Here is a 24,085-nt window from a genome sequence, read left to right as displayed (position 1 = left end):
ATTGTCGGCCCGTAGGTTATAGCAGTTCTTATCGCGTCGCGTTAGAGGGCGCTTTCATATATCGGAAGAAATCGCTGTCCGGACTCAGCACCATCACATCCTGATTGTCGCTGAAGCTATTTTCATAGGCGCGCAGGCTGCGGATAAAGGCATAGAAATCAGGATCCTGACTGAAAGCGTCAGCAAAAAGTTTCGCCGCTTCGGCATCGCCGTCACCGCGTGTAATCAATGCGGTGCGCTGCGCTTCCGCCAGCGTGCGGGTTACCTGGTAGTCCGCCTGAGCGCGCAGTTTTTCCGCCTCTTCCTGACCCTGCGAGCGCTGGCTACGCGCTACCGCTTCACGCTCGGCGCGCATACGGTTGTAGATTGCGTCCGACACTTCGGTCGGCAGGTTGATCTGCTTGATGCGCACATCCACCACCTGAATGCCCAGCGCCGCCATGCTGTTCGGGTTGATCGCCGGCTCTTTGCTGTTGGTTTCACGCTCGACGCGCGCCGCGGCGCTGGCGATGGCGTCATCCGCCGCCGGCGTCTGCACCTCGTCGTCGCTGCCGGCGCTGCCGGTGTTCAGCGCATCGCGCACGTCGGTGGTCAGACGCCCGCGCGAATCCGTTACGATATCCTTCACGTCAAGACGGCCCATCTCGGAACGCAGGCGGTCGCTGAACTTACGTTTCAGCAGCACTTCCGCCTGAGAGACATCGCCACCGCCCGTCGCCAGGTAGTAGCGGCTGAAGTCGCTGATGCGCCACTTGATGTAGGAGTCGACGATCAGATCTTTCTTCTCTTTGGTGACGAAGCGATCCGCCTGGTTGTCCATGGTCTGAATGCGCGCATCGAGGGTTTTCACCGTCTCGATAAACGGCACTTTCATGTGCAGACCCGGCGCGAACACCTGCGGTTTGTTCTCGTCGTCGCGCAGCACTTTACCAAAGCGCAGCACGATGCCGCGCTCGCCTTCCTGAACCACGAACAGTGAAGCGTAGAGCGCCACCAGTACAACAACAATGACTACAATTATGGGCTTACGCATCAATTACTCTCTCCCTTCGCGCTGGGTATCGTTGCGCAGAGCGTTGGCCCGACGCTGATCCATGATGCTGTCTGGATTATAGGCTGAGGTGTCGCTGCGGCTGGCGGTGCTGCCAGGCGAAGCGGGCAGCGTGGACAGACTGGCACCTTTCTGGCCGCTCTGCGCCGCGCCGCTGGCGCCGCGCATCAGCTGATCGAGCGGCAGCACCATCAGGTTGTTGCCGCGATCGTTAACCAGCACCTTGCGGGTATGGCTCAGCACACGTTCCATGGTTTCGATATAGAGACGCTCTTTGGTGATATCCGGCGCCGCTTTATATTCCGGCAGCAGTTTGGCGAAGCGCGCCACTTCACCCTGCGCTTCCAGCACGGTGCGCTCTTTATAGGCGCGCGCCTCTTCGAGAATGCGCTGCGCCTGACCGTTGGCGCGCGGCTGCACTTCGTTGGCGTAGGCTTCCGCCTCGCGGACGTATTGCTCGCGGTTTTCACGCGCGGCGATGGCGTCGTCGAACGCGGCTTTCACCTCTTCCGGCGGACGCGCCGCCTGGAAGTTGACGTCCAGCAGCGTGATGCCCATGTTGTAAGGACGAATGGTTTCGTCGATTTCGCGCTGGGTATCGCTACGCACCACGGTACGGCCTTCGGTCAGGATGCGATCCATGGTCGAACGGCCGATAACGCCGCGCAGCGCGCTGTCGGTTGCCTGGCGCAGGCTGTCGTCCGCGCTGGTAACGGCGAACAGGTAGCGTTCAGGATCGGTCACGCGGTACTGCACGTTCATTTCCACGCGCACCACGTTCTCGTCCGAGGTCAGCATCACGCCTGAGGCGGCAAGCTCGCGCACCGCTTCGACGTTGACCGCACGCACCTGATCGATAAAGGTGGGTTTCCAGTTCAGGCCTGGCTCAACCAGATGACTGAATTTGCCGAAGCGCGTCACGACGCCGCGCTCCGCTTCTTTGATAGTGTAGAATCCGCTGGCGGCCCAGATAACCACCGCCGCAACCGCGACGATACCGACCAGTTTGCCTCCGCTGCCGCCGCTGCGCTGGCCATTTTCACTCTGTTTGCCACCGCCCAGTCCGCCAAGCTTTTTGCTTAACTTACGGAAGATATCATCCAGATCCGGAGGTCCCTGCTCACGACCGCCTTTGCTTCCCCCAGAGTTGCCGCCTTTATTATTGCTGCTTCCCCACGGGTCGCGGTCCTGTCCGTTATTACCGGGCTGATTCCACGCCATGTTCTACTCCATTTATTGTAAGTGCGCTGTTTACCCTGCAGCTTTCAGGCTGTAGCGGTGTTGGCTGCCTTCGTTCGCCCCAGTCACTTACCGATGTAAGCTCCTGGGGACTCGCTCAGTTGCCGCCTTGCCACAGCCTGAAATCTTTGGGTAAACCCTGCTATTCGCGGCTGTAGCGGTGTTGGCTGCCTTCGTTCGCCCTAAAGAGCCTAAAGAAAAAGATCCCAGAAAAACGGCAGCCGCCTGCTACACCATATCAGCTATTGCGTAAGGACGTTTGGGCAACGTGTCAAACTATGTAATCGAGCAGCGCCGGCTCCTGCTTGCACAGGCGTCGCCAGTCGACCATCGGCAGGCGCACGCGCAGCCCAACGCCGCCATCTTCTTCATTCCATTCATCTTCAATGGCCTGCAGCTGGTAGAAGCGGCTGCGTAAACGCCCCGCTTCCGGCGGCAGACGCAGCGCGAACTGCGCGATTTCGCCCGCCAGCCGCTCAGAGAGCGCCTGCCATAACAGCGGAATGCCTTCGCCGCTCTGCGCGGAAAGCCAGACGCGGATCGGCAGGTTTTCTTCATCGCGGTCGATGCGCGGCGCGAACCCGTCCAGCATATCGATTTTATTCATCACCAGCAGCGTCGGGATCTCATCCGCTTCGATCTCTTCCAGCACCGTGTCGACCGCTTCAATGTTCTCGTTGACGCGCACGTCGGCGGCATCGATGACGTGCAGCAGCAGCGTCGCCTGGCGCGTTTCCTGCAGCGTCGCTTTAAACGCGGCCACCAGGTCATGGGGCAGATGGCGGATAAAGCCGACGGTGTCCGCCAGCACCACGTCACCGACGTCGGCAACGCTCAGACGACGCAGCGTGGGATCGAGCGTGGCGAACAGCTGATCCGCCGCATAGACGTTAGCGGAGGTAATGGTGTTAAACAGGGTGGATTTGCCGGCGTTGGTGTAGCCCACCAGCGACACGGTCGGCACGTCCGCTTTCGCGCGCGCCTGACGTCCCTGCTCGCGCTGTTTTTCCACGCGTTCGAGCCGGGATAAAATTTGGCTAATTCGGTTGCGCAGCAGGCGACGGTCGGTTTCCAGCTGGGTTTCACCCGGGCCGCGTAGGCCGATACCGCCTTTCTGACGCTCAAGGTGCGTCCAGCCGCGAACCAGTCGCGTGGCAAGATGGCGCAGCTGGGCCAGCTCGACCTGAAGCTTACCTTCATGGGTACGGGCGCGTTGGGCAAAAATATCCAGGATCAGACCGGTGCGGTCAATGACTCGGCATTCGCACAGGCGCTCCAGATTGCGTTCCTGCGCTGGGGTTAAGGCATGATCGAATAATACGACCGATGCTCCACTTGATTTTACCGCATCGGCAATTTCAGCTGCCTTTCCTTCACCGACAAAATATTTGGGATGTGGCGCTTTACGACTGCCGGTAATAACCTGCAGCGCCTCGACGCCCGCAGAAGAAACCAGGGTTTCGAATTCCTGGAGATCTTCCATCTCTTTGTCTTGGGAGAACCAGATGTGTACCAGTACGGCCTGCTCACCGGCATCATAACGGTCAAACAAGCTATAACCTCGCTTAGAAAATAGAAGACCAGGACGGAAAACGGCCTGCGTTCTCCCGCCCTGGCTTGTACGGGTAGCGCGTTATTCCGCGTTATCGCCGTCTTGTTGTGGCTGCGACTGTGCAGAAGCGTTGCTACCGCCGTGGTGGTAGTTATTGCTGCCGCCACCAGCATTGTTGCTGTGGTGAGAAACCGGGCGTGATGGAACCACGGTAGAAATGGCGTGTTTGTAAACCATCTGGCTTACCGTGTTCTTCAACAAAATCACGAATTGATCGAAAGACTCAATTTGTCCCTGCAGCTTGATACCGTTGACCAAATAAATCGAAACCGGAACACGTTCACGACGCAGTGCGTTCAAAAACGGGTCTTGTAATGATTGCCCCTTAGCCATTCTATCTTTTCCTTATATGCTTGTTGTTTATTACTTGTAGAACCGAAGTCCTGAAAAAAACTGCGTAAAAATTTGCGCACGATAACCAGCCAATTGTACACAATCACCCATGCTTCGCACTAAGAACCTGAAGCACCTCATTACGCGCGGATTCTGGGCTGTCGCTGTCAAGCCAGCGGACATTTTCCCAGCCGCGTAACCAGGTCATCTGGCGTTTAGCGAGCTGCCGGGTTGCGCAAATTCCCCGATAAACCATCTCGTCATAATCGATCTCGCCAGCCAGGTAAGACCACATCTGGCGATAACCGACACAGCGAATGGAAGGCATATCCGTATGCAAATCACCTCGTGCAAACAGGGCCCGAGCCTCCGCTTCAAATCCTGACGCCAGCATCTGTTCGAAGCGTAATGCGATACGCTGATGCAGCAGTTCACGGCTCGCGGGGGCGATTGCGAACTGATACACATCGTAGGGTAACGCTTCGCCGGATGTTTTTGTCAGTTCCGTTAAAGTTTTACCCGAAATAAAAAAAACTTCCAGTGCTCGCGAAAGTCTCTGCGGATCATTCGGATGAATACGACTCCCGGCGACCGGATCGATGGCGCACAGCTGACGATGCAGTTCGTCCCATCCTTTCTCGCGCGCCATTTCCTCTATCCGCTGACGCACCTCGGGATCGGCCGAGGGCAGCGGCGACAATCCTTCCAGCAACGCTTTGAAATAGAGCATGGTTCCGCCGACCAGCAGCGGGATCCGGCCGGCCTGCACGATCTCCGCCATCGCCGCCAGCGCATCGCGGCGAAAGTCGGCGGCCGAATAGGCCTGCGACGGATCGCGGATGTCCAGCAGGCGATGCGGCGCCTGCGCTAACTCATCGGCGGAGGGCTTCGCCGTGCCGATATCCATCCCGCGATAGATTAAGGCAGAATCAACGCTAATAAGTTCCACCGGCAGCTGCTTTCTTAACGCAATCGCCAGCGCGGTTTTGCCCGAGGCGGTCGGCCCCATCAAAAAAATAGCCTTAGGTCGGCCAGACTGGTTTTGTTCACTCATGCTTTAGTGCGGTCAGCGCGCTCTCAATCTCAATGGCCTGAATCAGGCCTGAAGGCGGCGATTTCAGCAGCTGCGGACAGAGCCGCTCCAGCTCCGCCAGCAGCGCAATCGCCTGGGTGTGATTCCAGTGGGACGCCTCGCTATCGCAGCGTCGCGCCAGCCACTGCGCCAGCTGAGAAGCGTCGCACGCCGGCTGCTGGGCGAGATAGCCTAACAGCTCTGGAATCAAGATTTGTAAATTTTGCGTGCGCAAGGGTAAAGGCACCGCGCGCAGCGTCACGTGGTCGCCCTCCGGCTGCAGATCGATGCCCATTTCGCTCAGCAGGCTCTGCCTGTCGGCGGCGATCTGGCGCTCCGGTCGGGCGATCTTCATCCGCACCGGGATCAGCAGCGGCTGCGATTTCAGCCCGGTTTCGCCTGGCTGCAGCTGCGCGTGACGCACCCAACGCGTGGCCACCGGCAGCGACAGCAGCAGCAGACGCTGCTCCTGCTCCAGCAGCGCATAGCATTCGCGCACCACCGTCAGCACGCGACCGAAGCTTTGCGCATGGGAGGTCAGCGGCGCTTCAGCGGGCCGCGCGCGCGCCGGCGTCACAGGCGCGGCGACCGGCTCGGCCGGCGTCGCCCGATCCGCCGTCGGCGTTTTCAGCAGCTGCTGATAGACCGCGCCTTCGCGCTTGCTGTAGCCGCTCTCTTTATTCTGCCAGGCCGGCTGCGGCTGCGCGGCGGCGGCGCCTTCGCGGCTGCGCGGCGCGGAAGGCTGGGAAAAGTGGTTGCCGCCCGCCGCCTGGCGGTTCTCCGGCTGCCAGCGCGGCGCCGGCTCTTCCGCCGGGCCAACAGGCAGAGCCGGCGCGCGGCTCTCCTGCAGCACGCTCATCACGCCCTGGAAAATAAAGTCATGCACCAGCCGCGACTGATGAAAGCGCACCTCGTGCTTGGCGGGATGGACGTTGACGTCCACCTGATGCGGATCGATCTCCAGATAGAGCACGTAGGCCGGCTGCTGTTCCGCCTGCAGCTGCGTCTGAAACGCCTGGCGTATCGCATGGTTAATCAGCTTGTCGCGCATCATGCGGCCGTTGACGTAGCAGTACTGGATGTCGGTCAGCTGGCGCGAGCCAGCCGGATCGGCCACCCAGCCGCGCAGCAGCAGATCGTCATGCTGCCAGTCGATGCGCAGCGCATGCTGCATAAAGGTGGCGCCGCAAATCGCGCCCAGCCGCCGCTCGCGCTGCGCCTCATCGCTGACCGCGCGATACTGGCGCATTAGCTTGCCGTTGTGGCTGAGCGAGATGGCGACGTCGAAACGCGCCAGCGCGATGCGGCGGATCACCTCGTCGATATGGCCGAACTCGGTTTTCTCGGTGCGCATAAATTTCCGGCGCGCGGGCGTGTTGTAAAAGAGGTCGAGCACCTCCAGCGTGGTGCCGCACGGGTGGGCCGCTGGCTTCACCGTCACCTCCATATCGCGCCCTTCGGCGTACGCCTGCCAGGCTTCGCTCTGCGCCTGGGTGCGTGAGGTTAAGGTGAGGCGCGACACCGAGCTGATGCTGGCGAGCGCTTCGCCGCGAAAGCCCAGGCTCATAATGGCTTCGAGATCGTCGAGCGAGGCGATTTTGCTGGTGGCGTGCCGTGCCAGCGCCATCGCCAGCTCCTCTTTGCTGATGCCACAGCCGTTATCGCGGATGCGGATCAGCTTCGCGCCGCCCTTCTCGATATCGATATCGATGCGCGTCGCGCCGGCGTCAAGGCTGTTTTCCACCAGCTCTTTCACCACCGACGCGGGGCGCTCGACGACTTCGCCCGCCGCAATCTGGTTGGCCAGCTGCGGCGGTAAAATTTGAATGGGCATGGTTTATCCTTTTAGAGCCTGGCCCGGCGCCTGGCCGGGCAGTCCGTCAGGAAGCGGGAATTTTCAGGGTTTGCCCCAACATTACGTTTGAGGACTTCATGTTGTTCGCCTGGATGATCGCCTGCGGGCTGACGCCGTAATGGGCGGCGATCGCCGTCAGCGAGTCGCCGCGCACCACTTTATGACGCGCCGGTGCGCGCGCGGCCACCGTGCTGCCTGCCGGCACCTTCAGACGCTGTCCGACCCAGACAACGTCGCGCTTGAGCCGGTTCAGCTCGCGCAGCGTTCCCATGCTGACGCCATATTTCGCCGCAATGCCGGAGAGCGTTTCGCCGCGCGTTACCGTATGGCGCTGCACCGCGCCGGTATACTGCGTGACGCCGGTCGCCGGATTACTGGCGACGCTCACCGTCGGCGATGAGCCGAGCGGACGATTTTCCTCCTTTGGGAGCGATTGTAGCGGGTGCGCCAGGAAATAGTTGCGCAGGCCTTTGTAGATGGCCATCGCAATCTTATCCTGGTAAGCGCTACTGCCGAGCAGTCGCTCCTCCGAGGTATTACTGATAAAGCCGGTTTCCACTAACAGCGAGGGAATATCCGGCGAACGCAGCACGCCCAGGCTGGCGTGCTCTGGCAAACGCTTATGCAGCGGCGACACGCCGCGCAGCTGTTGCAGCACCTTCACCGCCACATCGTAACCAACGCGCTGCGAATGGCCGAACTGCAGATCCAGCACCGCCTGGCTCAGATAGGGGTCCGCCTGGCTGTTCGCCAGCAGATCCCCTGCGCCGCCCAGCAGTTCGGACTGTTTCTCGCGCTGTTCCAGCCAGTTGGCCATTTCGCTGTTGGCACGGCGGTTTGACAGCACCCATACCGAAGCGCCGGTGGCGCTGTGGCTCGGCGCCGAGTCGGCGTGAATCGAAACCAGCAGGTTGGCGTTCTCTTTACGCGCCACCTCAGAGCGGCCCATCACTGAGATAAAGTAGTCGCCGTCGCGCGTCAGCACCCCTTTGAACATCGGGTCTTTGTTGAGCAGCACCTTCAGCTTGCGCGCGATAGCGATAGTCACGTTCTTTTCATGCAGGCCGCGCTGGCCGGTGGCGCCCGGATCCTGGCCGCCGTGACCGGCGTCGATCGCCACAATCACCGTGTCGTTGCTGGTGGGCACCGCATTGCCCGGACGCGTTGTGGTGTTGGTGTTACTGACCGCCGTCACCTGATTAGCGTTAAACGGGTTAGCCGCCGGACGGCTCGGCGCGGCCGACGCCGTCGACACAGGCGCAGCATGCGCGGCGGGCTGCCGGCCCTGAATGGTGAACACCACGTTATAGCTGCTGCCGTTACGCTGCGTCACCGCGCGGGTTTTGGCCGACTGCGTCAGCTCCAGCACCAGACGAATGCTCTGTTTGTCTTTCGGCGTGCTGGTGCGGATGCGCCTGACGATGTTTTCGCCGCTGAAGTTAAGCGGCAGTCCCTGGATCACGCCGCTCTGCCGGATATCCAGCACCACGCGATCGGGATTGCGCAGCGGGAAAAAACCATACACCGGCTGACCGGCGAAGCTCAGCGTTACCGTCGCCTGGCTGTCGCCGTTCTCTACTTTGATATCGGAAAGGCTGGCCGCCAGCGCCGGGGCCGTTATCAGGCAGAGCGCCAGCAGCAGCGCGCTTTTCATCCTTGCGATCATGCCTGCGCCACCTGCTCTGTCAGGGTTTCGCCCAGCGCGGAGCGCGCCTCGAGCCGCGCCTCGCGCGCGGTGCCGACGTAGCTCAGCGTCAGCGCCAGATCGGGCGGCGGCAGCACGCCAGCGCCCTGCTGCGGCCATTCCACCAGGCAGATGGCGTCGCCGGTGAAGTAGTCGCGGATGCCCATAAACTCCAGCTCTTCCGGATCGGCCAGGCGATAGAGATCGAAGTGATAGAGCGCGCGCTCGCCGAGCTGATACGGCTCGACCAGCGTGTAGGTCGGGCTTTTCACGTTGCCCTGATGGCCAAGCGCCTGCAAAAATCCGCGGCTGAAGGTGGTTTTACCCGCGCCCAGATCGCCATAGAGATAGATTACCGCCGCGCCGGTACAGGCGCGGGCCAGCTGAGCGCCCAGATCGAGGGTCGCCGCCTCATCGGGCAAGGAAATAACACAGGTCTTCATGCTTTATTATTGGGTCATCTCTGGATTAACAAACTGCCACAGCAGCTCGAATAAATCTGTTGCCAACATGCCGCGCGTGCCGCGCCGCGCCGCCACTGCGTCCGCCGCTGCGCCGTGTGCCACGCAGCCTGCGCAGGCCGCGTCAAACAGCGCCAGCTGCTGCCCCATCATCGAGGCGATAATACCACTTAATACGTCGCCCATGCCGCCGGACGCCATACCGGCGTTGCCAACGTCAGCGAAGGCCATCGCGCCCTGTTCGCTGGCGATCAGCGTGCCGGCGCCTTTCAACACCGCCACGCCGCCGTAGCGCGCCGCTAACTTCTGCGCGGCGAGCAGGCGATCGCTCTCGACCTCGCTGGTCTTAATACCCAGCAGTCGCGCCGCCTCGCCGGGATGCGGCGTAATGATGCGATTCTGACGTTTCTGCGCATTGATTGCCAGCAGGTTAAGCGCATCCGCGTCCCAAAGCATCGGCTTTTCGCTGGTGGCAACCGCTTTCAGCGCATTCTGTCCCCACTCGCGCTGGCCCAGACCAGGGCCAATGGCGATCACATCCGCCCACGCCAGGCCGCTCTGCAGCGCGTCGTCCGTCAGCTCGTCCACCATAATTTCCGGGCGCGCCGTCAGAACTGGCGCGATATTATCGCGATGCGTCAGGACGCGCACCAGCCCTGACCCGCTGCGCAGCGCCGCCTCCGCCGTCATGCGTATCGCGCCCGCAGTGCCGGTATCGCCGCCCACCACCAGCAGACGGCCGTGATTGCCTTTGTGCGAGGTCGGCTTGCGCGGCTTCAGCCAGTGCGACAGAAAGGTGGCGTCGAAGCGCGCCATCGGCGCCGCTTCGCCGGCGAGAAAAGCCTCTAAGCCGAGATCGGCATAGCGCAGTTCGCCGATCAGATCGCGCGCTTTGCCGGTGATCTGGCCGGGCTTGAGGGCAATAAAGCTCAGCGTCTGCGTCGCGGCGATCGCCTCGCCCGGCGCGCAGCCGGTGGCCGCCGAAAGTCCCGACGGCATATCAAGCGCCAGCACCGGCGCGTGATGAGCGTTCGCCTGCGCAATCAGCGTGAGGTAAGGTTCGGCGGGCGCGCGGTTGATGCCGGTGCCAAGCAGCGCGTCGACGATCAGATCGACCCGCTCTGGCCAGGCGGCGTCAGGCGCATGGATTTCGCCTCCCGCTTCCAGCCACGCGTCGCGCGCGCGCTGCGCCTCGTCCGGCAGCGGCTTTTCGCCCGTGCACGCCAGCAGCGTCACCGCGCAGCCCGCCGCCTGCGCCAGCCGCGCCGTAACGTAGCCGTCGCCGCCGTTGTTGCCATGGCCACAAAGGATCAGCCAGTTTTGCGCCTGCGGCCACTGCGCGCGCGCGCGTTCAAACGCCGCCTGCCCGGCGCGCTGCATCAGCTCATACAGCGTAACGCCCAGCGCATCGGCGCCGTCGCGCTCCAGCTGGCGCAGGGTCTGCGCAGGCCAGACGGAATATGGTAAACTGCGGCCGTTTGCTTCTGATTCCTGGTTACTCATGTCATACCCTCTCGATCTTCATCAGCTTGCTCAACAGATTAAACAGTGGGGCAAGGATCTCGGCTTTCAGCAGGTCGGCATCACCGACACCGATCTCAGCGCGGAAGAGCCGCGTCTACAGGCGTGGCTGGACAAACAGTATCACGGCGAAATGGAGTGGATGGCGCGTCACGGCATGATGCGCGCGCGTCCGCATGAACTGCTGCCCGGCACGCTGCGCGTCATCAGCGTACGGATGAATTACCTGCCGGCGAAAGCCGCCTTTGCCAGCACGCTGAAAAACCCGCAGCTCGGCTATGTCAGCCGCTACGCGCTGGGACGTGATTACCACAAAGTATTACGCAATCGCCTGAAAAAGCTCGGAGAAATGATTCAGGAGGCGTGCGGCGAGCTGAATTTCCGCCCCTTCGTCGACTCCGCGCCGCTGCTGGAGCGGCCGCTGGCGGCCAAAGCGGGCCTCGGCTGGACCGGCAAACATTCGCTGATCCTCAATCGCGAGGCGGGCTCCTGGTTTTTCCTCGGCGAGCTGCTGATCGATCTGCCGCTGCCGATCGACGCGCCGCAGGAAGAGCAGTGCGGCCGCTGCGTCGCCTGCATGACGATCTGCCCCACCAGCGCCATTGTCGAGCCCTATGTGGTCGATGCGCGCCGCTGCATCTCCTATCTCACCATCGAGCTGGAAGGCGCGATTCCGGAAGCGCTGCGTCCGCTGATGGGCAACCGCATCTACGGCTGCGACGACTGCCAGCTGATCTGCCCGTGGAACCGCTACGGCCAGCTCAGCGACGAGGCGGATTTCTCACCACGCGCCGCGCTGCATGCGCCAGAGCTGATGACGCTGTTCCAGTGGGACGAAAAAACCTTTTTACGCGTGACGGAGGGATCGGCGATACGGCGTATCGGCCATCTGCGCTGGCTGCGCAATATCGCCGTGGCGCTGGGCAATGCGCCCTGGACGGCGGAAATCGTTGAGGTGCTGGTGAAGCGGCTGGGCGAGAACCCGCTGCTTGACGAACATATCGAATGGGCGCTGCGTCAGCAGCATGCTAAGCGGCAGGCGCTGGCGATAGAGGTGCAGCCGGCGCAGCAGAAACGGCTGGTGCGCGCCGTCGAGAAGGGTTTGCCGCGTGATGCATGATTGACCACCACCCGCTGCGTCTGAGTTTTCCACAAGCTGTGCATAAAAATAAAAAGCCGTTGTCATTCAACTGACACAGAGCACACTGCACCCCTGTTTAACAAAATGAAATATTGTCATTACAATAATAATCAATGAGTTAAATCAAGAATGTGTACAAATAAGAATGTGGATAGCGTCAGGCGTAGACAACAAAGTTGTGGATAACTCTGTTTAAAATAGTTTTACAGATCGCGGGAAGCGGCAGCAAACGCGGCTGGCGCGCTGTGGATAACCTGATAAGCGCAGCGTCAGGCAGTGACCGACATCGGCTTGCTCTAAACGTATGATTTTTAGTGATGTAAAATTTGGAGCGGGAAACGAGACTCGAACTCGCGACCCCGACCTTGGCAAGGTCGTGCTCTACCAACTGAGCTATTCCCGCGTAGAGAAGGTACTGCTAACTACATTTTGGAGCGGGAAACGAGACTCGAACTCGCGACCCCGACCTTGGCAAGGTCGTGCTCTACCAACTGAGCTATTCCCGCTTAGAGAAGGTGCTGCTGACTAAATTTTGGAGCGGGAAACGAGACTCGAACTCGCGACCCCGACCTTGGCAAGGTCGTGCTCTACCAACTGAGCTATTCCCGCGCCCTGTACCGCTGCATAAATTCTTCATCGGTACGGGGTGCGCATTATACGAGAAATTATTGCTGCTGCAAGAGTCTGAAAGCAAAATTTTGCGCTTTCGATTCGTTTGCCGATTAAAGCAGCAACCTGCTGTTTTCCTGCGCACCTTTGAGGCTAGAGCTGCAAAAAGTGCTCGCGATAGTATGCCAGCTCGGCGACCGATTCGCGAATATCATCCAGCGCCTGATGCGTGCCCGCCTTTTTAAAGCCTGGCAGAATTGCCGGCTTCCAGCGACGCGCCAGCTCTTTTAAGGTGCTGACGTCGAGATAGCGGTAGTGGAAATAGGCCTCCAGCTCTGGCATGTATTTGAAAAGGAAGCGGCGATCCTGGCCGATGCTGTTGCCACAAATCGGCGAGCTGTTAGCCGGCACCCACTGTTTTAAAAACTCAATCGTCGCCAGTTCGGCGCGGCGATCGTCGAACGCGCTGGCTTTCACGCGCTCCACCAGCCCGCTCGCGGTATGGGTGCGCACGTTCCACTCATCCATCAGCGCCAGCTGCGCGTCGGACTGATGCACCGCCATCACCGGCCCTTCCGCCAGGATATTCAGGTTCGCGTCGGTCACCAGCGTGGCGATCTCGATAATGCGGTCGCGCTCTGGATCCAGTCCGGTCATCTCCAGATCGATCCAGATTAAATTATTTTCATTTCCTGTTGCCATGCTGTTTCCCGCCGTAGCCGTAGTCGTCATCGATAGTCATTAGGGTGTATCATAGACGTTTTGCCCAGCGGGGCGAAATCTGGCAACAGCCTGAGAGGATGCGTGAGCAAAAATAAACTGTCGAAAGGTCAACAACGTCGCGTCAGCGCTAACCACCAGCGTCGTCTTAACCAGCGTGAAGCGCCGGAAGCGGACGACAACCTGTTTGGTGAAGCGGCGGAAGGCGTAGTGATCAGCCGCTTCGGCATGCACGCAGACGTCGAGGATGCCGTGGGTGAGGTGCATCGCTGCAACCTGCGCCGCACCATCCGCTCGCTGGTGACTGGCGATCGCGTGGTATGGCGTCCGGCGCTCGGCGGCGGTAAAGGCATTGTCGAAGCAGTGCACGAGCGCACCAGCGTGCTGACTCGCCCTGACTATTACGATGGCCTGAAGCCTATTGCCGCCAATATCGACCAGATCATTATCGTCTCGGCGATTTTGCCCGAGCTGTCGCTTAATATTATCGACCGCTATCTGGTGGCGAGCGAAGCCCTCGGCATCGAGCCGCTGCTGGTGTTGAACAAAACCGATCTGCTGGATAACGAGGCGCGCGCCTTTGTCGACCAGCAGATGGCGATCTATCGCCGTATCGGCTACCGCGTGCTGATGGTCTCCAGTCATGCCAAAGCGGGCCTGGCGGAGCTGGAAGCCGCCCTGACCGATCGCATCAGCATCTTCGCCGGGCAGTCCGGCGTCGGCAAATCGAGCCTGCTGAACGCCCTGCTCGGCCTTGATGCGGCGGCGGAGACCGCGATTGTCACCAACGACGTCTCTGACGTCTCCGGGCTGGGTCAGCACACCACCACCGCGTCGCGCCTGTATCACTTTCCCCACGGCGGCGATGTGATCGACTCGCCGGGCGTGCGCGAGTTCGGTTTATGGCATCTCGAACCGGAACAAATTACCCGCGGCTTTGTCGAATTCCGTGAGTTTATTGGCAGTTGTAAGTTTCGCGACTGCAAGCACGGCAACGATCCCGGCTGCGCCATTCGCGCCGCCGTCGAGGCGGGCCAGATCGATCGGTCGCGCTTCGACAACTATCACCGCATTCTGGAGAGCATGGCGCAGGTAAAAACGCGCAAAAATTTCTCCTCCAGCGAGTAACCCTCGCTGCTGATTAACGGCATTGACCCTGCATCGCCGCCGTAACGCGCACGATCGCGGGGGAAATTCGCCATCTGGCCGGGGCGCTGATATCATTCGCCCCCTTTTTGACTGACGCGAAACAAAGCCAGGAGGCTACGGTGTTTGATCGTGTAAAACTCGGCCTGAATCATGTACTGCCGAAAAAATGGTTAACGGAACTTGCGGGTTGGGGCGCCAGCCGGCGTGGCGGCTGGTTGACCAAACTGGTGATTGATATCTTCGTCTGGTTCTACAAGGTAGATATGTCGGAAGCGCGTAAGCCCGATACCGGCAGCTATCGCACCTTCAACGACTTCTTCGTCCGTCCGCTGAAGGACGACGCGCGTCCGGTCGATCCCGACGCCAGCCTGATCGTGCTGCCCGCCGACGGTGCCATCAGCCAGCTGGGCCCCATCGAAGGCGACCAGATTTTCCAGGCAAAGGGCCATCACTATACGCTGGACGCGCTGCTGGCCGGTCAGGAAGCGATGGCGGCGCAGTTCCGCGACGGTCATTTCGTTACCACCTATCTGGCACCGCGCGACTACCATCGCGTGCATATGCCGTGCAACGGTATCCTGCGCGAGATGATTTACGTGCCGGGCGATCTCTACTCGGTCAATCCGCTGACGGCGCGCAATATCCCTAACCTGTTCGCGCGCAACGAACGCGTGATCTGCTATTTCGATACCGATATCGGCCCAATGGTGCAGATCCTCGTGGGCGCGACCATCGTCGGCAGTATCGAAACCAGCTGGGCCGGCACTATTACGCCGCCGCGTGAAGGGGTGATCAAACGCTGGCACTATCCGGCCGCCGATGATGAAGGCGCGATCGTGCTGCTGAAAGGCCAGGAGATGGGGCGCTTCAAGCTGGGCTCCACCGTCATCAATCTGTTCGCGCCGGGACGCGTCAAGCTGGCGGAGAGTCTGGAAGCCGAAAGCAAAACCCGCCTGGGCCAGCCGCTGGCCATCGCGCTGCCGCAGACCGCCCCCGTCGACGTTATCGCCGACTAACCGCTGAGAGTGTTTTTGCTGTGCGATCGTTTCTCATCCTGCTGCTGAGCCTCTGGCTCAGCACCTCCGCGCTGGCGGCCACCGTGCCGGACGCCAGCCAACTTAAACAGGCGCTGGACGAGGCGAAGGCGGCAAAAAGCTCTCCCGCGCAGGCGGAGCAGGTGCAGTCTCTTGAGGCTGCCCTCAACACCCTTTCCGAACGCGATGCGTCGCTGGAGCGCGCAAAGCAGTATCAGCAGGTTATCGACGACTTCCCCCGTCTGGCGCGCGAGCTGCGCCAGCAAATCGCCTCGCTGGACGACAGCAGCAAAAGCGTGCGCAGCACGCTGAGCAGCGCCCAGCTCGATCAGGAGATCCTGCAGGTCAGCAGCCAGCTGCTGGAAGAGGGACGTCAGGCGCAGCAGGAGCAGGATCGCGCCCGCGAGATCAGCGACTCGCTGTCGCAGCTGCCGCAGCAGCAGACCGACGCGCGGCGGGCGATGAACGAAAGCGACCGCCGGCTGCAGGGCGGATCCGCCGCCTCGCCGCAGGCGCAGACGCAGCTGTGGGCGGCCCAGGCGGAAAACGCGCTGAACAAAGCGCGCGTGGACGAGCTGGAGCTGGCGCAGCTCTCCGCCAACAACCGCCAGGAGCTGGCGCGCATGCGCGCCGACCTCCATCAGCGCAAAGCGGCGCAGCTCGACAACTATCTGCAGGCGCTGCGCAACCAGCTTAACGAACAGCGTCAGCGCGAGGCGGAGCTGGCGCTGGCGCGCACCGAACAGCTGGCGGAAAACAGTGGCGATCTGCCGCCCGCCATCAGCGATCAGTTTCGCGTCAACCGCGACCTTTCCGGCGCGCTGAACCAGCAGGCGCAGCGTATGGATCTGGTGGCGTCGCAGCAGCGGCTGGCGACCAATCAGATTATCCAGGTGCGTCAGGCGCTGGGCACGCTGCGCGAACAGTCGCAGTGGCTCGGCGCGTCGAATCTGCTGGGCGAAGCGCTGCGCGCGCAGGTGGCGCGACTGCCCGATATGCCTAAATCGCAGCAGATCGACAACGAGATGGCGCAGCTGCGCGTGCAGCGCCTGCGCTACGAAGATTTATTGCAGCAGCAGGAGTCGCTGCGCAAGGCGCATCAGGCCGACGGGCAGCCCTTTACCACCGAGCAGCGCCGTATTCTGGATGCGCAGCTGAAAACCCAGCGCGAGCTGCTCAACTCGCTGATTTCCGGCTGCGACACGCTGATTCTGGAGATCACCAAGCTCAAGGTCGCCAATACCCAGCTGCAGGATGCGCTGACCGACGTCAAGGACGCGACCCACCGCTATCTGTTCTGGACCGCGGATATCAGCCCCATCGGCCTGAACTATCCGGTGGAAGTGGCGCGCGATCTGACGCGCCTGCTGTCGCTCGACACCCTGGGCCAGCTGGGCAAAGCGCTGGCGATGATGGTTACCAGCCGCGAGACCGTTTTGCCGCTGATCGGCGCGGTGCTGCTGGTCGGCTTCAGCATCAGAACGCGTCGCCACTTTAACGCCTTCCTCGCGCGTTCGGCGAGCAAGGTCGGCAAAGTGACTCAGGATCGCTTCCGCCTGACGCTGCGCACCGTTTTCTGGTCGATTCTGGTGGCGCTGCCGCTGCCGGTGCTGTGGGCCGCGCTCGGCTACGGCCTGCAGCACGCCTGGCCCTACCCTGTCGCGGTAGCGTTCGGCGACGGCATCACGGCGACGCTGCCGCTGCTGTGGGCCTTTATGATCAGCGCCGCCTTCGCGCGCCCTAACGGCCTGTTCGTGGTCCATTTCCGCTGGCCGCAAACCCGCGTCGCGCGCGCAACCCGCTATTACTCGCTGACCATCGGCCTGATTGTGCCGCTGATTATGCTGCTGATCGCCTTCGCCAATATGGAAGATCGTCAGTTTTCCGCTTCGCTCGGCCGGCTCTGCTTTATCCTGATCTGCGGCGCGCTGTCGATCGTCACGGTGAGCCTGAAGCGCGCCGGCATCCCGCTCTATCTGGATAAAGAGGGCAACGGCGATAATCTGGTGAACCGCGTGCTGTGGAACCTGATGATCGCCATTCCGCTGGCGGCCGCCCTCGCCTCAATGATCGGCTATCTGGCCACCGCGCAGGCGCTGCTGGCGCGTCTGGAAACCTCCGTCGCCATCTGGTTCCTGCTGCTGGTGATTTACCACATCATCCGCCGCTGGATGCTGATCCAGCGGCGTCGCATCGCCTTCGACCGCGCGCGTCAGCGCCGCGCCGATATGCTGGCGAACCGCGCGCGTCATGAAGAGGAGAAAGACGCCGCGGCGCAAAACGTCGACGTGGTGGATGTCGATGAGCCGATTATCGATCTCGACGCCATCAGCGCCCAGTCGCTGCGGCTGGTGCGCTCTATTCTGACGCTGATCGCGCTGGTGTCGGTGATTGTGCTCTGGTCAGAGATCCACTCCGCGTTCGGCTTTCTGGAAAACATTCGCCTGTGGGACGTCAGCACCACGGTGCAGGGCGTCGAAAGCATCCAGCCGATTACGCTGGGCTCGGTGTTGATTGCGATTCTGGTGCTGATTATCACCACCCAGCTGGTGCGCAATATGCCCGCGCTACTGGAGCTGGCGCTGCTGCAGCATCTTAATCTGACGCCCGGCACCGGCTACGCCATCACCACCCTGACCAAGTATGTGCTGATGCTGATCGGCGGTTTAATAGGCTTCTCGATGATCGGCATCGAGTGGTCGAAACTGCAGTGGCTGGTCGCCGCGCTCGGTGTGGGACTCGGTTTCGGCCTGCAGGAGATTTTCGCTAACTTTATCTCCGGCCTGATTATCCTGTTTGAAAAACCGATCCGCATCGGCGATACCGTGACCATTCGCGATCTTACCGGCAGCATCACCCGCATCAACACGCGTGCCACCACCATTATCGACTGGGATCGCAAAGAGATTATCGTGCCCAACAAGGCCTTTATCACCGAGCAGTTCGTTAACTGGTCGCTCTCCGATTCGGTGACGCGCGTGGTGCTGACCATTCCTGCGCCCGCCCATGTAGACAGCGAACAGGTGACCACGGTGCTGAAGCAGGCGTGCGACCGCTGCAGCTACGTGCTGGAGGTGCCGGCGCCGGATGTCTTCCTCGTCGATCTACAACAGGGGATTCAGCTGTTTGAGCTGCGTATTCACGCGGCCGAGATGGGGCATCGCATGCCGCTGCGCCACGAGCTGCACCAGCTGATCCTGAAAGGCTTCGCCGAGCACGGCATTGAAATGCCCTTCCCGCCGTTCCAAGTGCGCATGGAGACGCTGGGCAAAAAGACGCCTGCCAGCAACGGCACGCCGCCAACGCGCACTTTTAAGTCTGGCGGCCTTTAGACCAGGCAGCCGTGATACGAAGCGAGGCCCGTCAAGACGGGCCTCGTTAACACAGGGAACAGACTGCACTCGCACGCTTACTGCTTCACAAATTCCTCGCCCTGGGCGATATCTTTTTTCAGCGTTTCCAGCATAGCGTTCAGCGCCTGCTGCTCAAACGCGCTGAGCGTGCCGACAGGACGCCGCTCCACTACGCCACCTTTACCCAGCAGCAGCGGCTGCGAGAAGAAACGGGCATATTCGCCGTCGCCTTCTACGTAGGCGCACTCCACGACGTTCGCCTCGCCCTTCAGGGCGCGCACCAGCGCCAGGCCGAAACGCGCCGCCGCCTGACCCATTGATAAGGTTGCCGAGCCGCCGCCCGCTTTGGCCTCGACCACTTCGGTGCCCGCGTTCTGAATGCGTTTTGTCAGGCTGGCGACCTCTTCGTCGCTAAAGCTCACCCCTTTCACCTGCGACAGCAGAGGCAGAATGGTGACGCCGGAGTGGCCGCCGATGACCGGCACCTCGACCTCATTCGGCTGCTTGCCTTTCAGCTCGGCAACAAAGGTATTGGCACGAATGATATCCAGCGTGGTGACGCCGAACAGACGATTCTTGTCATAGACGCCATGCTTTTTCAGCACCTCGGCGGCAATCGCCACGGTGGTGTTGACCGGATTGGTGATGACGCCGATAAGCGCTTTGGGCGCGGTTTGCGCCACCTGCTCGATAAGATTGCGCACAATCCCGGCGTTGACGTTAAACAGATCGGCGCGATCCATTCCCGGTTTGCGCGCCACGCCCGCCGAGATCAGGATCACTTCCGCGCCCTGCAGCGCAGGCGTCGCGTCTTCGCCGCTAAAGCCCTGGATCTTGACTGCCGTGGGAATATGGCTGAGATCGACCGCCACGCCAGGCGTCACCGGCGCGATATCATAGAGTGAGAGTTCGGAACCCGCAGGAAGCTGGGTTTTTAACAGAAGGGCGAGCGCCTGACCAATTCCGCCAGCGGCGCCAAGAACGGCAACTTTCATTCTGTACTCCTTATTAAGGTGGGGCAGAGTAGAGCCGAATTTCCATCTGTGTCCAGACCTGAATCAACTTCTCAGACGATGACAAACCCACTGTCTATTATGCGTGCAGCAGCACTTAATCTTATGGGTTGCTACTTTGTCAGCACAACGCGCCTGAATGACCGACAACGATGCCAATGGCAGATAGAGCACGGCCGCGATAGCTATCCATTGTGACACCTCAATTGTATAACAATTCTGCAACCTTCGCGTAGCCAGCCGCGCGCCGTTTTTGGTCTGTGCAGAAAACTTTGTTATCATTGGCGCCCGCACCGCGCGGCGCCTGCCTGTTTTACCAGCGAATTGCATAAAAATTCATTCATATGCATAATAATGTATCTGCCGTCGGCGGGCGTTCGGCATTTTTTCTCTACTGGTAGCTTATGCGAAACCCATCTAAACAAGACGAATTGATCAAAGCGTTTAAAGCCTTATTAAAACAAGAGAAATTTAGTTCTCAGGGCGAGATTGTGCAGGCGCTGCAGGATGAAGGCTTCGAGAATATCAACCAGTCAAAGGTTTCTCGTATGCTGACCAAGTTCGGTGCCGTCCGCACGCGCAACGCCAAAATGGAGATGGTTTACTGTCTGCCTGCAGAACTGGGCGTGCCGACCACCACCAGCCCGCTGAAAAACCTGGTGCTGGATATCGACTACAATGACGCGCTGGTGGTGATCCATACCAGCCCCGGCGCCGCGCAGCTGATCGCCCGCCTGCTCGATTCGCTGGGTAAAGCGGAAGGCATCCTCGGCACTATCGCCGGCGACGATACTATTTTTATCACCCCTGCCCGCGCCTTTACCGTGCGACAGCTGCATGACGCTATTCTGATGCTGTTCGAACAAGAGCTGTAAACCGCTCGCCGACCGGCAACGCCTTTGCCGGTCGCATTCTGCCCGGCCTGTTCCTTCTCTCCCTCTGCTTTTTCAACCCGTTAGCTTATGCGCTTTACCGCTTAGCGGCTGCGCTGCTTTGGTCATACCTTTTGGCCTGCTTAACCTTTCGCGCTATTTTACGCTGCTTTACACTACGCAATTAGCGACAATACCCAGATCTAAATCAATAACCAGCCACATTCACCGCAATGTTTCGCACAAAAAGATAAAGTGAAATATCCCCTTGTTTTTGCAAGTGTTTAACCGGAAAAGGTCGTTTTTTATCCATTTTTTATAACTATAAAGAATAAAAATGAAGCATAAGGATAAAGAATAACAACAAAACATTATTAGGCAGGTATTAATTTCACACGTTATTAGTTCTATACTTCTTTTCGTGATGCAAATCACACCAAACAAAAAGACAAAAACAGACGACGAGGAAATAAACATGAAAGTTAAAACTACTATCGCAACCCTGAGCATTCTATCTGCCCTGTCATTCGGTGCTTTTGCAGCAGAATCCATTAACGCTCAGCAGGCGCAAAATCTGCAGTCTATCGGCTCAGTAAGCGTAAGCGGCGTGGCGGGTTCTCCGATGCAAATTAAAGAAGAACTGAACGCAAAAGCAGAGCAGCAAGGCGCCAGCGCCTATCGCGTGATCGAGGCCTATAACAACGGCAACTACCACGCCACTGCCGAGCTTTATAAATAAGTTCGCACCAACCGATATCGTCCCGGCGACCTCTTTGAAGCGCTACTTGCGCATCGGGTTGCCTGACTTATGAATTCAGGAGAGTAGACCATGAAAACCAAATCACTTATCGCTATCGCCGCGCTGACTTCCGCCCTGTCCTTTGGCGCCAGCGCAGCCAGTTTGGTATCAAATCAGCAGGCTGAAACCCTGCAGCCGCTGAACCAGACCATCAGCATCAGCGGTCATGACGGCGACCAGACCAATATTCGTCAGGCGCTTTCTCAAAAAGCCGACGCGCAGGGCGCTAGCCACTATCGCATCATTGAGAACAACCAGGACGATACCTTCCACGTCACGGCTGAGCTGTATAAATAATTAACCGATTGGGCGCCCGTGCGACGCCTGAAAATATCGACGACCCGCATCGATTATCGCTAACCGCAGGTTGTTGATTGTAATGAGGAGACGAACAATGAAAATCAAAGCAACCATCGCAACCGTTAGCCTGCTTTCCGTAATCGCATTTGGCGCTCAGGCAGCGCAGCTGGTTACCGGCGATCAGGCGCAAAACATGCAACCTGCAGGTACAGTCACCATTAGTGGTACGGCGGGCGCGCCGATGGACTATCGCGCGCAGCTTTCTCAGAAAGCGGATGAGCAAGGCGCCAGCGCCTATAAAGTGATCGAAGCGCGCACCGGCGACAACTATCACTTCACGGCTGAACTCTACAAGTAATTCCTCGTCAACTACTGACGAACCCCTTGGCCCCGCTTGTCGGGGCCCTTTTTGCGGGGGTTACCTGATATTAAAGCGGAGCTGGCCCTCCAGCTCCTCTTCCGCTTCATCAAACAGCAGGATCAGCGCGCCGTAGCGCCGCTTTTGACCCTTCCCCAGATTGATAAATTCAACCTCCAGCGGCATCGGCAGCTCCTCGCCCAGGATCGCCTCCCATAACGCATCCAGATCGCAAATCCGGCCCGGTGCCAGATCGAAACGTTCGCTGAACTGGCGAAAAAAATGGGCCTGGTCAACGATCTCATTGAAGTCGAAACGCTCGCTTTTCATCCTCAGGGCTCCTGTTCTTCTTCACAGGACAGCAGAGTGCCGTCCGCGTGTTAATTCTCGCTCAGGCCGCCGATATGCAGCGCTTTGACTTCCAGATACTCCTCCAGACCGAGCACAGAGCCCTCGCGGCCCAGCCCTGACTCTTTCACGCCGCCAAACGGCGCCAGCTCGGTCGATACCGCGCACTCGTTGATGCCGATCATGCCGCTTTCCAGCGCGGCGGAGACGCGAAACACGCGCTGCAGGTTTTGCGTGTAGAAATAGGCCGCCAGCCCGAATTCCGTCTGGTTGGCGCGGCGAATGACGTCAGCCTCCTCGCTGAAGCGGAAACAGGCGGCGACCGGGCCAAAGGTCTCTTCCTGCGCCAGCTTCATCTCTTCATGCGCCTCGGCAATCACCGTCGGCTGCCAGAAGTTGCCACCCAGCGCATGCCGCTCGCCGCCCGTGACGATGCGTCCGCCTTTCGCCTGTGCGTCTTTCACATGCTCTTCCACTTTATCCACCGCAGCGGCCTCAATCAGCGGCCCGACCACCACGCCCTCGTCGACGCCGTTGCCGACCTTGAGCTTTTTCACCTCTTCAGCCAGCTGACTGACGAAGCGATCGTAGACGGCGTCGTGGATATAGAAACGGTTGACGCTGACGCAGACCTGGCCGGCGTTGCGGAACTTATTGGCGATAGCGCCTTTCACCGCCGCATCGATATCCGCATCCTCAAACACGATATAGGGCGCGTTGCCGCCCAGCTCCATCGACACCTTTTTCAGGGTGTCGGCGGCGTTGCGCACCAGGGTTTTGCCCACCTGTGTCGATCCGGTAAAGGAAATTTTACGCACCGCCTTGCTGGCCATAATCGCATCGCTGATGGCGTGCGTATCGCCCGCCACTGCGTTAAGCACGCCGTCCGGCACGCCCGCTTTTTTCGCCAGCGCCAGCAGCGCAAAGGCGCTGAGCGGCGTGTTGTTCGCCGGTTTGATAATACCGGTGCAGCCCGCCGCCAGCGCCGGACCCAGCTTGCGCGTCAGCATCGCCATCGGGAAGTTCCACGGCGTGATGGCCGCCACTACGCCGATCGGCTCGCGCGTCGCCAGAATGCGCGAACCGGGTTTGGCCGGCGGAATAATTTCGCCGTTGGCCCGCTTCGCCTGTTCCGCAAACCACTGAATAAAGCTGGCGGCATATTCCACCTCGCCTTCCGCTTCCTTCACGGGTTTGCCCTGCTCGGCGGTCATCAGCTGCGCCAGCCAGGCTTTGTGTTCGATGATAAGCTGATACCAGCGATAAAGGATTTCCGAGCGCGCTTTGGCGGTCTGCGCGCGCCAGGCGGGAAAGGCGCGTTCGGCGGCGGCGATCGCCTGCTCGGTTTCCGCCTTGCCGGCTTTCGCCACGGCGGCCAGCACCTCGCCCGTTGCCGGGTTCAGCACATCGAAAGTGGCGGCGGCGCGGCGCCACTCGCCGTTGACCAGATAGCCGGTCTGAAACAGTTCGCTGTCGTGTAGGGGGGTCGTCATCGCTTCGCTCCTGTCATTTTCTTTTCCTGTGAGAAAAGTATAGATGGCAAAAGCGAGCCACTCAGGGA

General features: G+C 60.1%; 21 protein-coding genes and 3 tRNA genes. 8 read left to right on the top strand and 16 right to left on the bottom strand.

Going from position 1 to position 24,085, the window contains the following annotated elements:
- Positions 1–28 precede the first annotated feature (28 nt).
- The 9 genes from hflC to nnr all read right to left on the bottom strand — a co-directional run bounded on the left by hflC (position 29) and on the right by nnr (position 10,810).
- Positions 29–1,033, bottom strand: coding sequence for a protease modulator HflC (gene hflC, locus MC269_RS02035; protein ID WP_239953612.1), 1,005 nt, complete (start codon positions 1,031–1,033; stop codon positions 29–31).
- A gap of 3 nt (positions 1,034–1,036) precedes the next feature.
- Positions 1,037–2,272 (bottom strand): FtsH protease activity modulator HflK, encoded by a 1,236-nt coding sequence (hflK, locus tag MC269_RS02030; protein ID WP_239953610.1) that lies wholly within the window; start codon positions 2,270–2,272, stop codon positions 1,037–1,039.
- A 289-nt stretch (positions 2,273–2,561) separates the two neighbouring features.
- A complete protein-coding gene (gene hflX / locus MC269_RS02025; protein ID WP_239953608.1) occupies positions 2,562–3,842 on the bottom strand; it encodes a ribosome rescue GTPase HflX in 1,281 nt (426 codons plus the stop codon).
- A gap of 81 nt (positions 3,843–3,923) precedes the next feature.
- Positions 3,924–4,235, bottom strand: coding sequence for an RNA chaperone Hfq (hfq, locus tag MC269_RS02020; RefSeq protein ID WP_081140747.1), 312 nt, complete (start codon positions 4,233–4,235; stop codon positions 3,924–3,926).
- Between the two features lie 103 nt (positions 4,236–4,338).
- Positions 4,339–5,289, bottom strand: coding sequence for a tRNA (adenosine(37)-N6)-dimethylallyltransferase MiaA (miaA, locus tag MC269_RS02015; protein WP_081140746.1), 951 nt, complete (start codon positions 5,287–5,289; stop codon positions 4,339–4,341).
- Positions 5,282–7,141 carry a DNA mismatch repair endonuclease MutL gene (gene mutL, locus MC269_RS02010; RefSeq protein WP_239953605.1) on the bottom strand — a complete coding sequence of 620 codons (1,860 nt, stop codon included), beginning with the start codon at positions 7,139–7,141 and terminating at the stop codon, positions 5,282–5,284. Before mutL ends, miaA begins: the two co-directional genes overlap by 8 nt.
- Positions 7,142–7,187: 46 nt before the next feature.
- Positions 7,188–8,828, bottom strand: coding sequence for an N-acetylmuramoyl-L-alanine amidase AmiB (amiB, locus tag MC269_RS02005; protein ID WP_081140744.1), 1,641 nt, complete (start codon positions 8,826–8,828; stop codon positions 7,188–7,190).
- The gene (tsaE, locus tag MC269_RS02000; RefSeq protein ID WP_081140743.1) at positions 8,825–9,289 is read right to left on the bottom strand and encodes a tRNA (adenosine(37)-N6)-threonylcarbamoyltransferase complex ATPase subunit type 1 TsaE; all 465 of its coding nucleotides are present in this window, start codon (positions 9,287–9,289) and stop codon (positions 8,825–8,827) included. Before tsaE ends, amiB begins: the two co-directional genes overlap by 4 nt.
- Positions 9,290–9,295: 6 nt before the next feature.
- Positions 9,296–10,810 carry a bifunctional ADP-dependent NAD(P)H-hydrate dehydratase/NAD(P)H-hydrate epimerase gene (gene nnr / locus MC269_RS01995; protein ID WP_239953603.1) on the bottom strand — a complete coding sequence of 505 codons (1,515 nt, stop codon included), beginning with the start codon at positions 10,808–10,810 and terminating at the stop codon, positions 9,296–9,298.
- Here nnr and queG point away from each other — a divergent pair.
- On the top strand, positions 10,809–11,948 hold the full coding sequence (queG, locus tag MC269_RS01990) for a tRNA epoxyqueuosine(34) reductase QueG (RefSeq protein ID WP_239953601.1): 1,140 nt from the start codon (positions 10,809–10,811) through the stop codon (positions 11,946–11,948). The two genes, nnr and queG, sit on opposite strands and share 2 nt — an antisense overlap.
- Positions 11,949–12,296: 348 nt before the next feature.
- Here queG and MC269_RS01985 read toward each other — a convergent pair.
- From MC269_RS01985 to orn, 4 genes are all read right to left on the bottom strand, one after another.
- A tRNA-Gly gene (locus tag MC269_RS01985) sits at positions 12,297–12,372 on the bottom strand.
- Positions 12,373–12,399: 27 nt separating this feature from the next.
- Positions 12,400–12,475, bottom strand: a tRNA-Gly gene (locus MC269_RS01980).
- Positions 12,476–12,502: 27 nt separating this feature from the next.
- Positions 12,503–12,578, bottom strand: a tRNA-Gly gene (locus tag MC269_RS01975).
- Between the two features lie 153 nt (positions 12,579–12,731).
- On the bottom strand, positions 12,732–13,280 hold the full coding sequence (gene orn, locus MC269_RS01970; RefSeq protein ID WP_081140740.1) for an oligoribonuclease: 549 nt from the start codon (positions 13,278–13,280) through the stop codon (positions 12,732–12,734).
- Between the two features lie 102 nt (positions 13,281–13,382).
- Here orn and rsgA point away from each other — a divergent pair, with 102 nt between their 5' ends.
- The 3 genes from rsgA (at position 13,383) to mscM (ending at position 18,813) form a co-directional block, all read left to right on the top strand.
- Entirely contained in the window at positions 13,383–14,426 is a 1,044-nt protein-coding gene (rsgA, locus tag MC269_RS01965) for a small ribosomal subunit biogenesis GTPase RsgA (protein ID WP_239953599.1), read from the top strand.
- Positions 14,427–14,566: 140 nt separating this feature from the next.
- Positions 14,567–15,463 carry an archaetidylserine decarboxylase gene (gene asd / locus MC269_RS01960; RefSeq protein ID WP_239953598.1) on the top strand — a complete coding sequence of 299 codons (897 nt, stop codon included), beginning with the start codon at positions 14,567–14,569 and terminating at the stop codon, positions 15,461–15,463.
- A gap of 20 nt (positions 15,464–15,483) precedes the next feature.
- Positions 15,484–18,813, top strand: a complete 3,330-nt coding sequence (gene mscM / locus MC269_RS01955) for a miniconductance mechanosensitive channel MscM (protein WP_239953597.1) — start codon at positions 15,484–15,486, stop codon at positions 18,811–18,813.
- Between the two features lie 77 nt (positions 18,814–18,890).
- On the opposite strand, the gene mdh is transcribed toward mscM, so the two are convergent.
- On the bottom strand, positions 18,891–19,829 hold the full coding sequence (gene mdh, locus MC269_RS01950) for a malate dehydrogenase (RefSeq protein ID WP_239953595.1): 939 nt from the start codon (positions 19,827–19,829) through the stop codon (positions 18,891–18,893).
- Positions 19,830–20,251: 422 nt separating this feature from the next.
- On the opposite strand from mdh, the gene argR reads away from it, so the two are divergent.
- The 4 genes from argR (at position 20,252) to yhcN (MC269_RS01930) (ending at position 22,176) form a co-directional block, all read left to right on the top strand.
- A complete protein-coding gene (argR, locus tag MC269_RS01945) occupies positions 20,252–20,722 on the top strand; it encodes a transcriptional regulator ArgR (protein WP_081140735.1) in 471 nt (156 codons plus the stop codon).
- Positions 20,723–21,194: 472 nt separating this feature from the next.
- On the top strand, positions 21,195–21,458 hold the full coding sequence (gene yhcN / locus MC269_RS01940; RefSeq protein WP_081140734.1) for a peroxide/acid stress response protein YhcN: 264 nt from the start codon (positions 21,195–21,197) through the stop codon (positions 21,456–21,458).
- A 90-nt stretch (positions 21,459–21,548) separates the two neighbouring features.
- Positions 21,549–21,815, top strand: coding sequence for a YdgH/BhsA/McbA-like domain containing protein (locus tag MC269_RS01935; RefSeq protein ID WP_081140733.1), 267 nt, complete (start codon positions 21,549–21,551; stop codon positions 21,813–21,815).
- Between the two features lie 97 nt (positions 21,816–21,912).
- A complete protein-coding gene (yhcN, locus tag MC269_RS01930; RefSeq protein WP_081140732.1) occupies positions 21,913–22,176 on the top strand; it encodes a peroxide/acid stress response protein YhcN in 264 nt (87 codons plus the stop codon).
- A gap of 60 nt (positions 22,177–22,236) precedes the next feature.
- Here the strand turns inward: yhcN (MC269_RS01930) and MC269_RS01925 are convergent, their stop codons facing one another.
- Positions 22,237–22,506: a hypothetical protein gene (locus MC269_RS01925; protein WP_081140731.1), complete on the bottom strand. Its 270-nt coding sequence runs from the start codon at positions 22,504–22,506 to the stop codon at positions 22,237–22,239.
- A 50-nt stretch (positions 22,507–22,556) separates the two neighbouring features.
- Positions 22,557–24,017, bottom strand: coding sequence for an NAD-dependent succinate-semialdehyde dehydrogenase (locus tag MC269_RS01920; protein ID WP_081140730.1), 1,461 nt, complete (start codon positions 24,015–24,017; stop codon positions 22,557–22,559).
- Positions 24,018–24,085: the final 68 nt, after the last annotated feature.

The organism is Pantoea sp. Z09, assembly GCF_022394795.1.
Lineage (GTDB): Bacteria > Pseudomonadota > Gammaproteobacteria > Enterobacterales > Enterobacteriaceae > Pantoea > Pantoea latae.
This window is presented reverse-complemented; position numbering and strand designations above follow the sequence as displayed.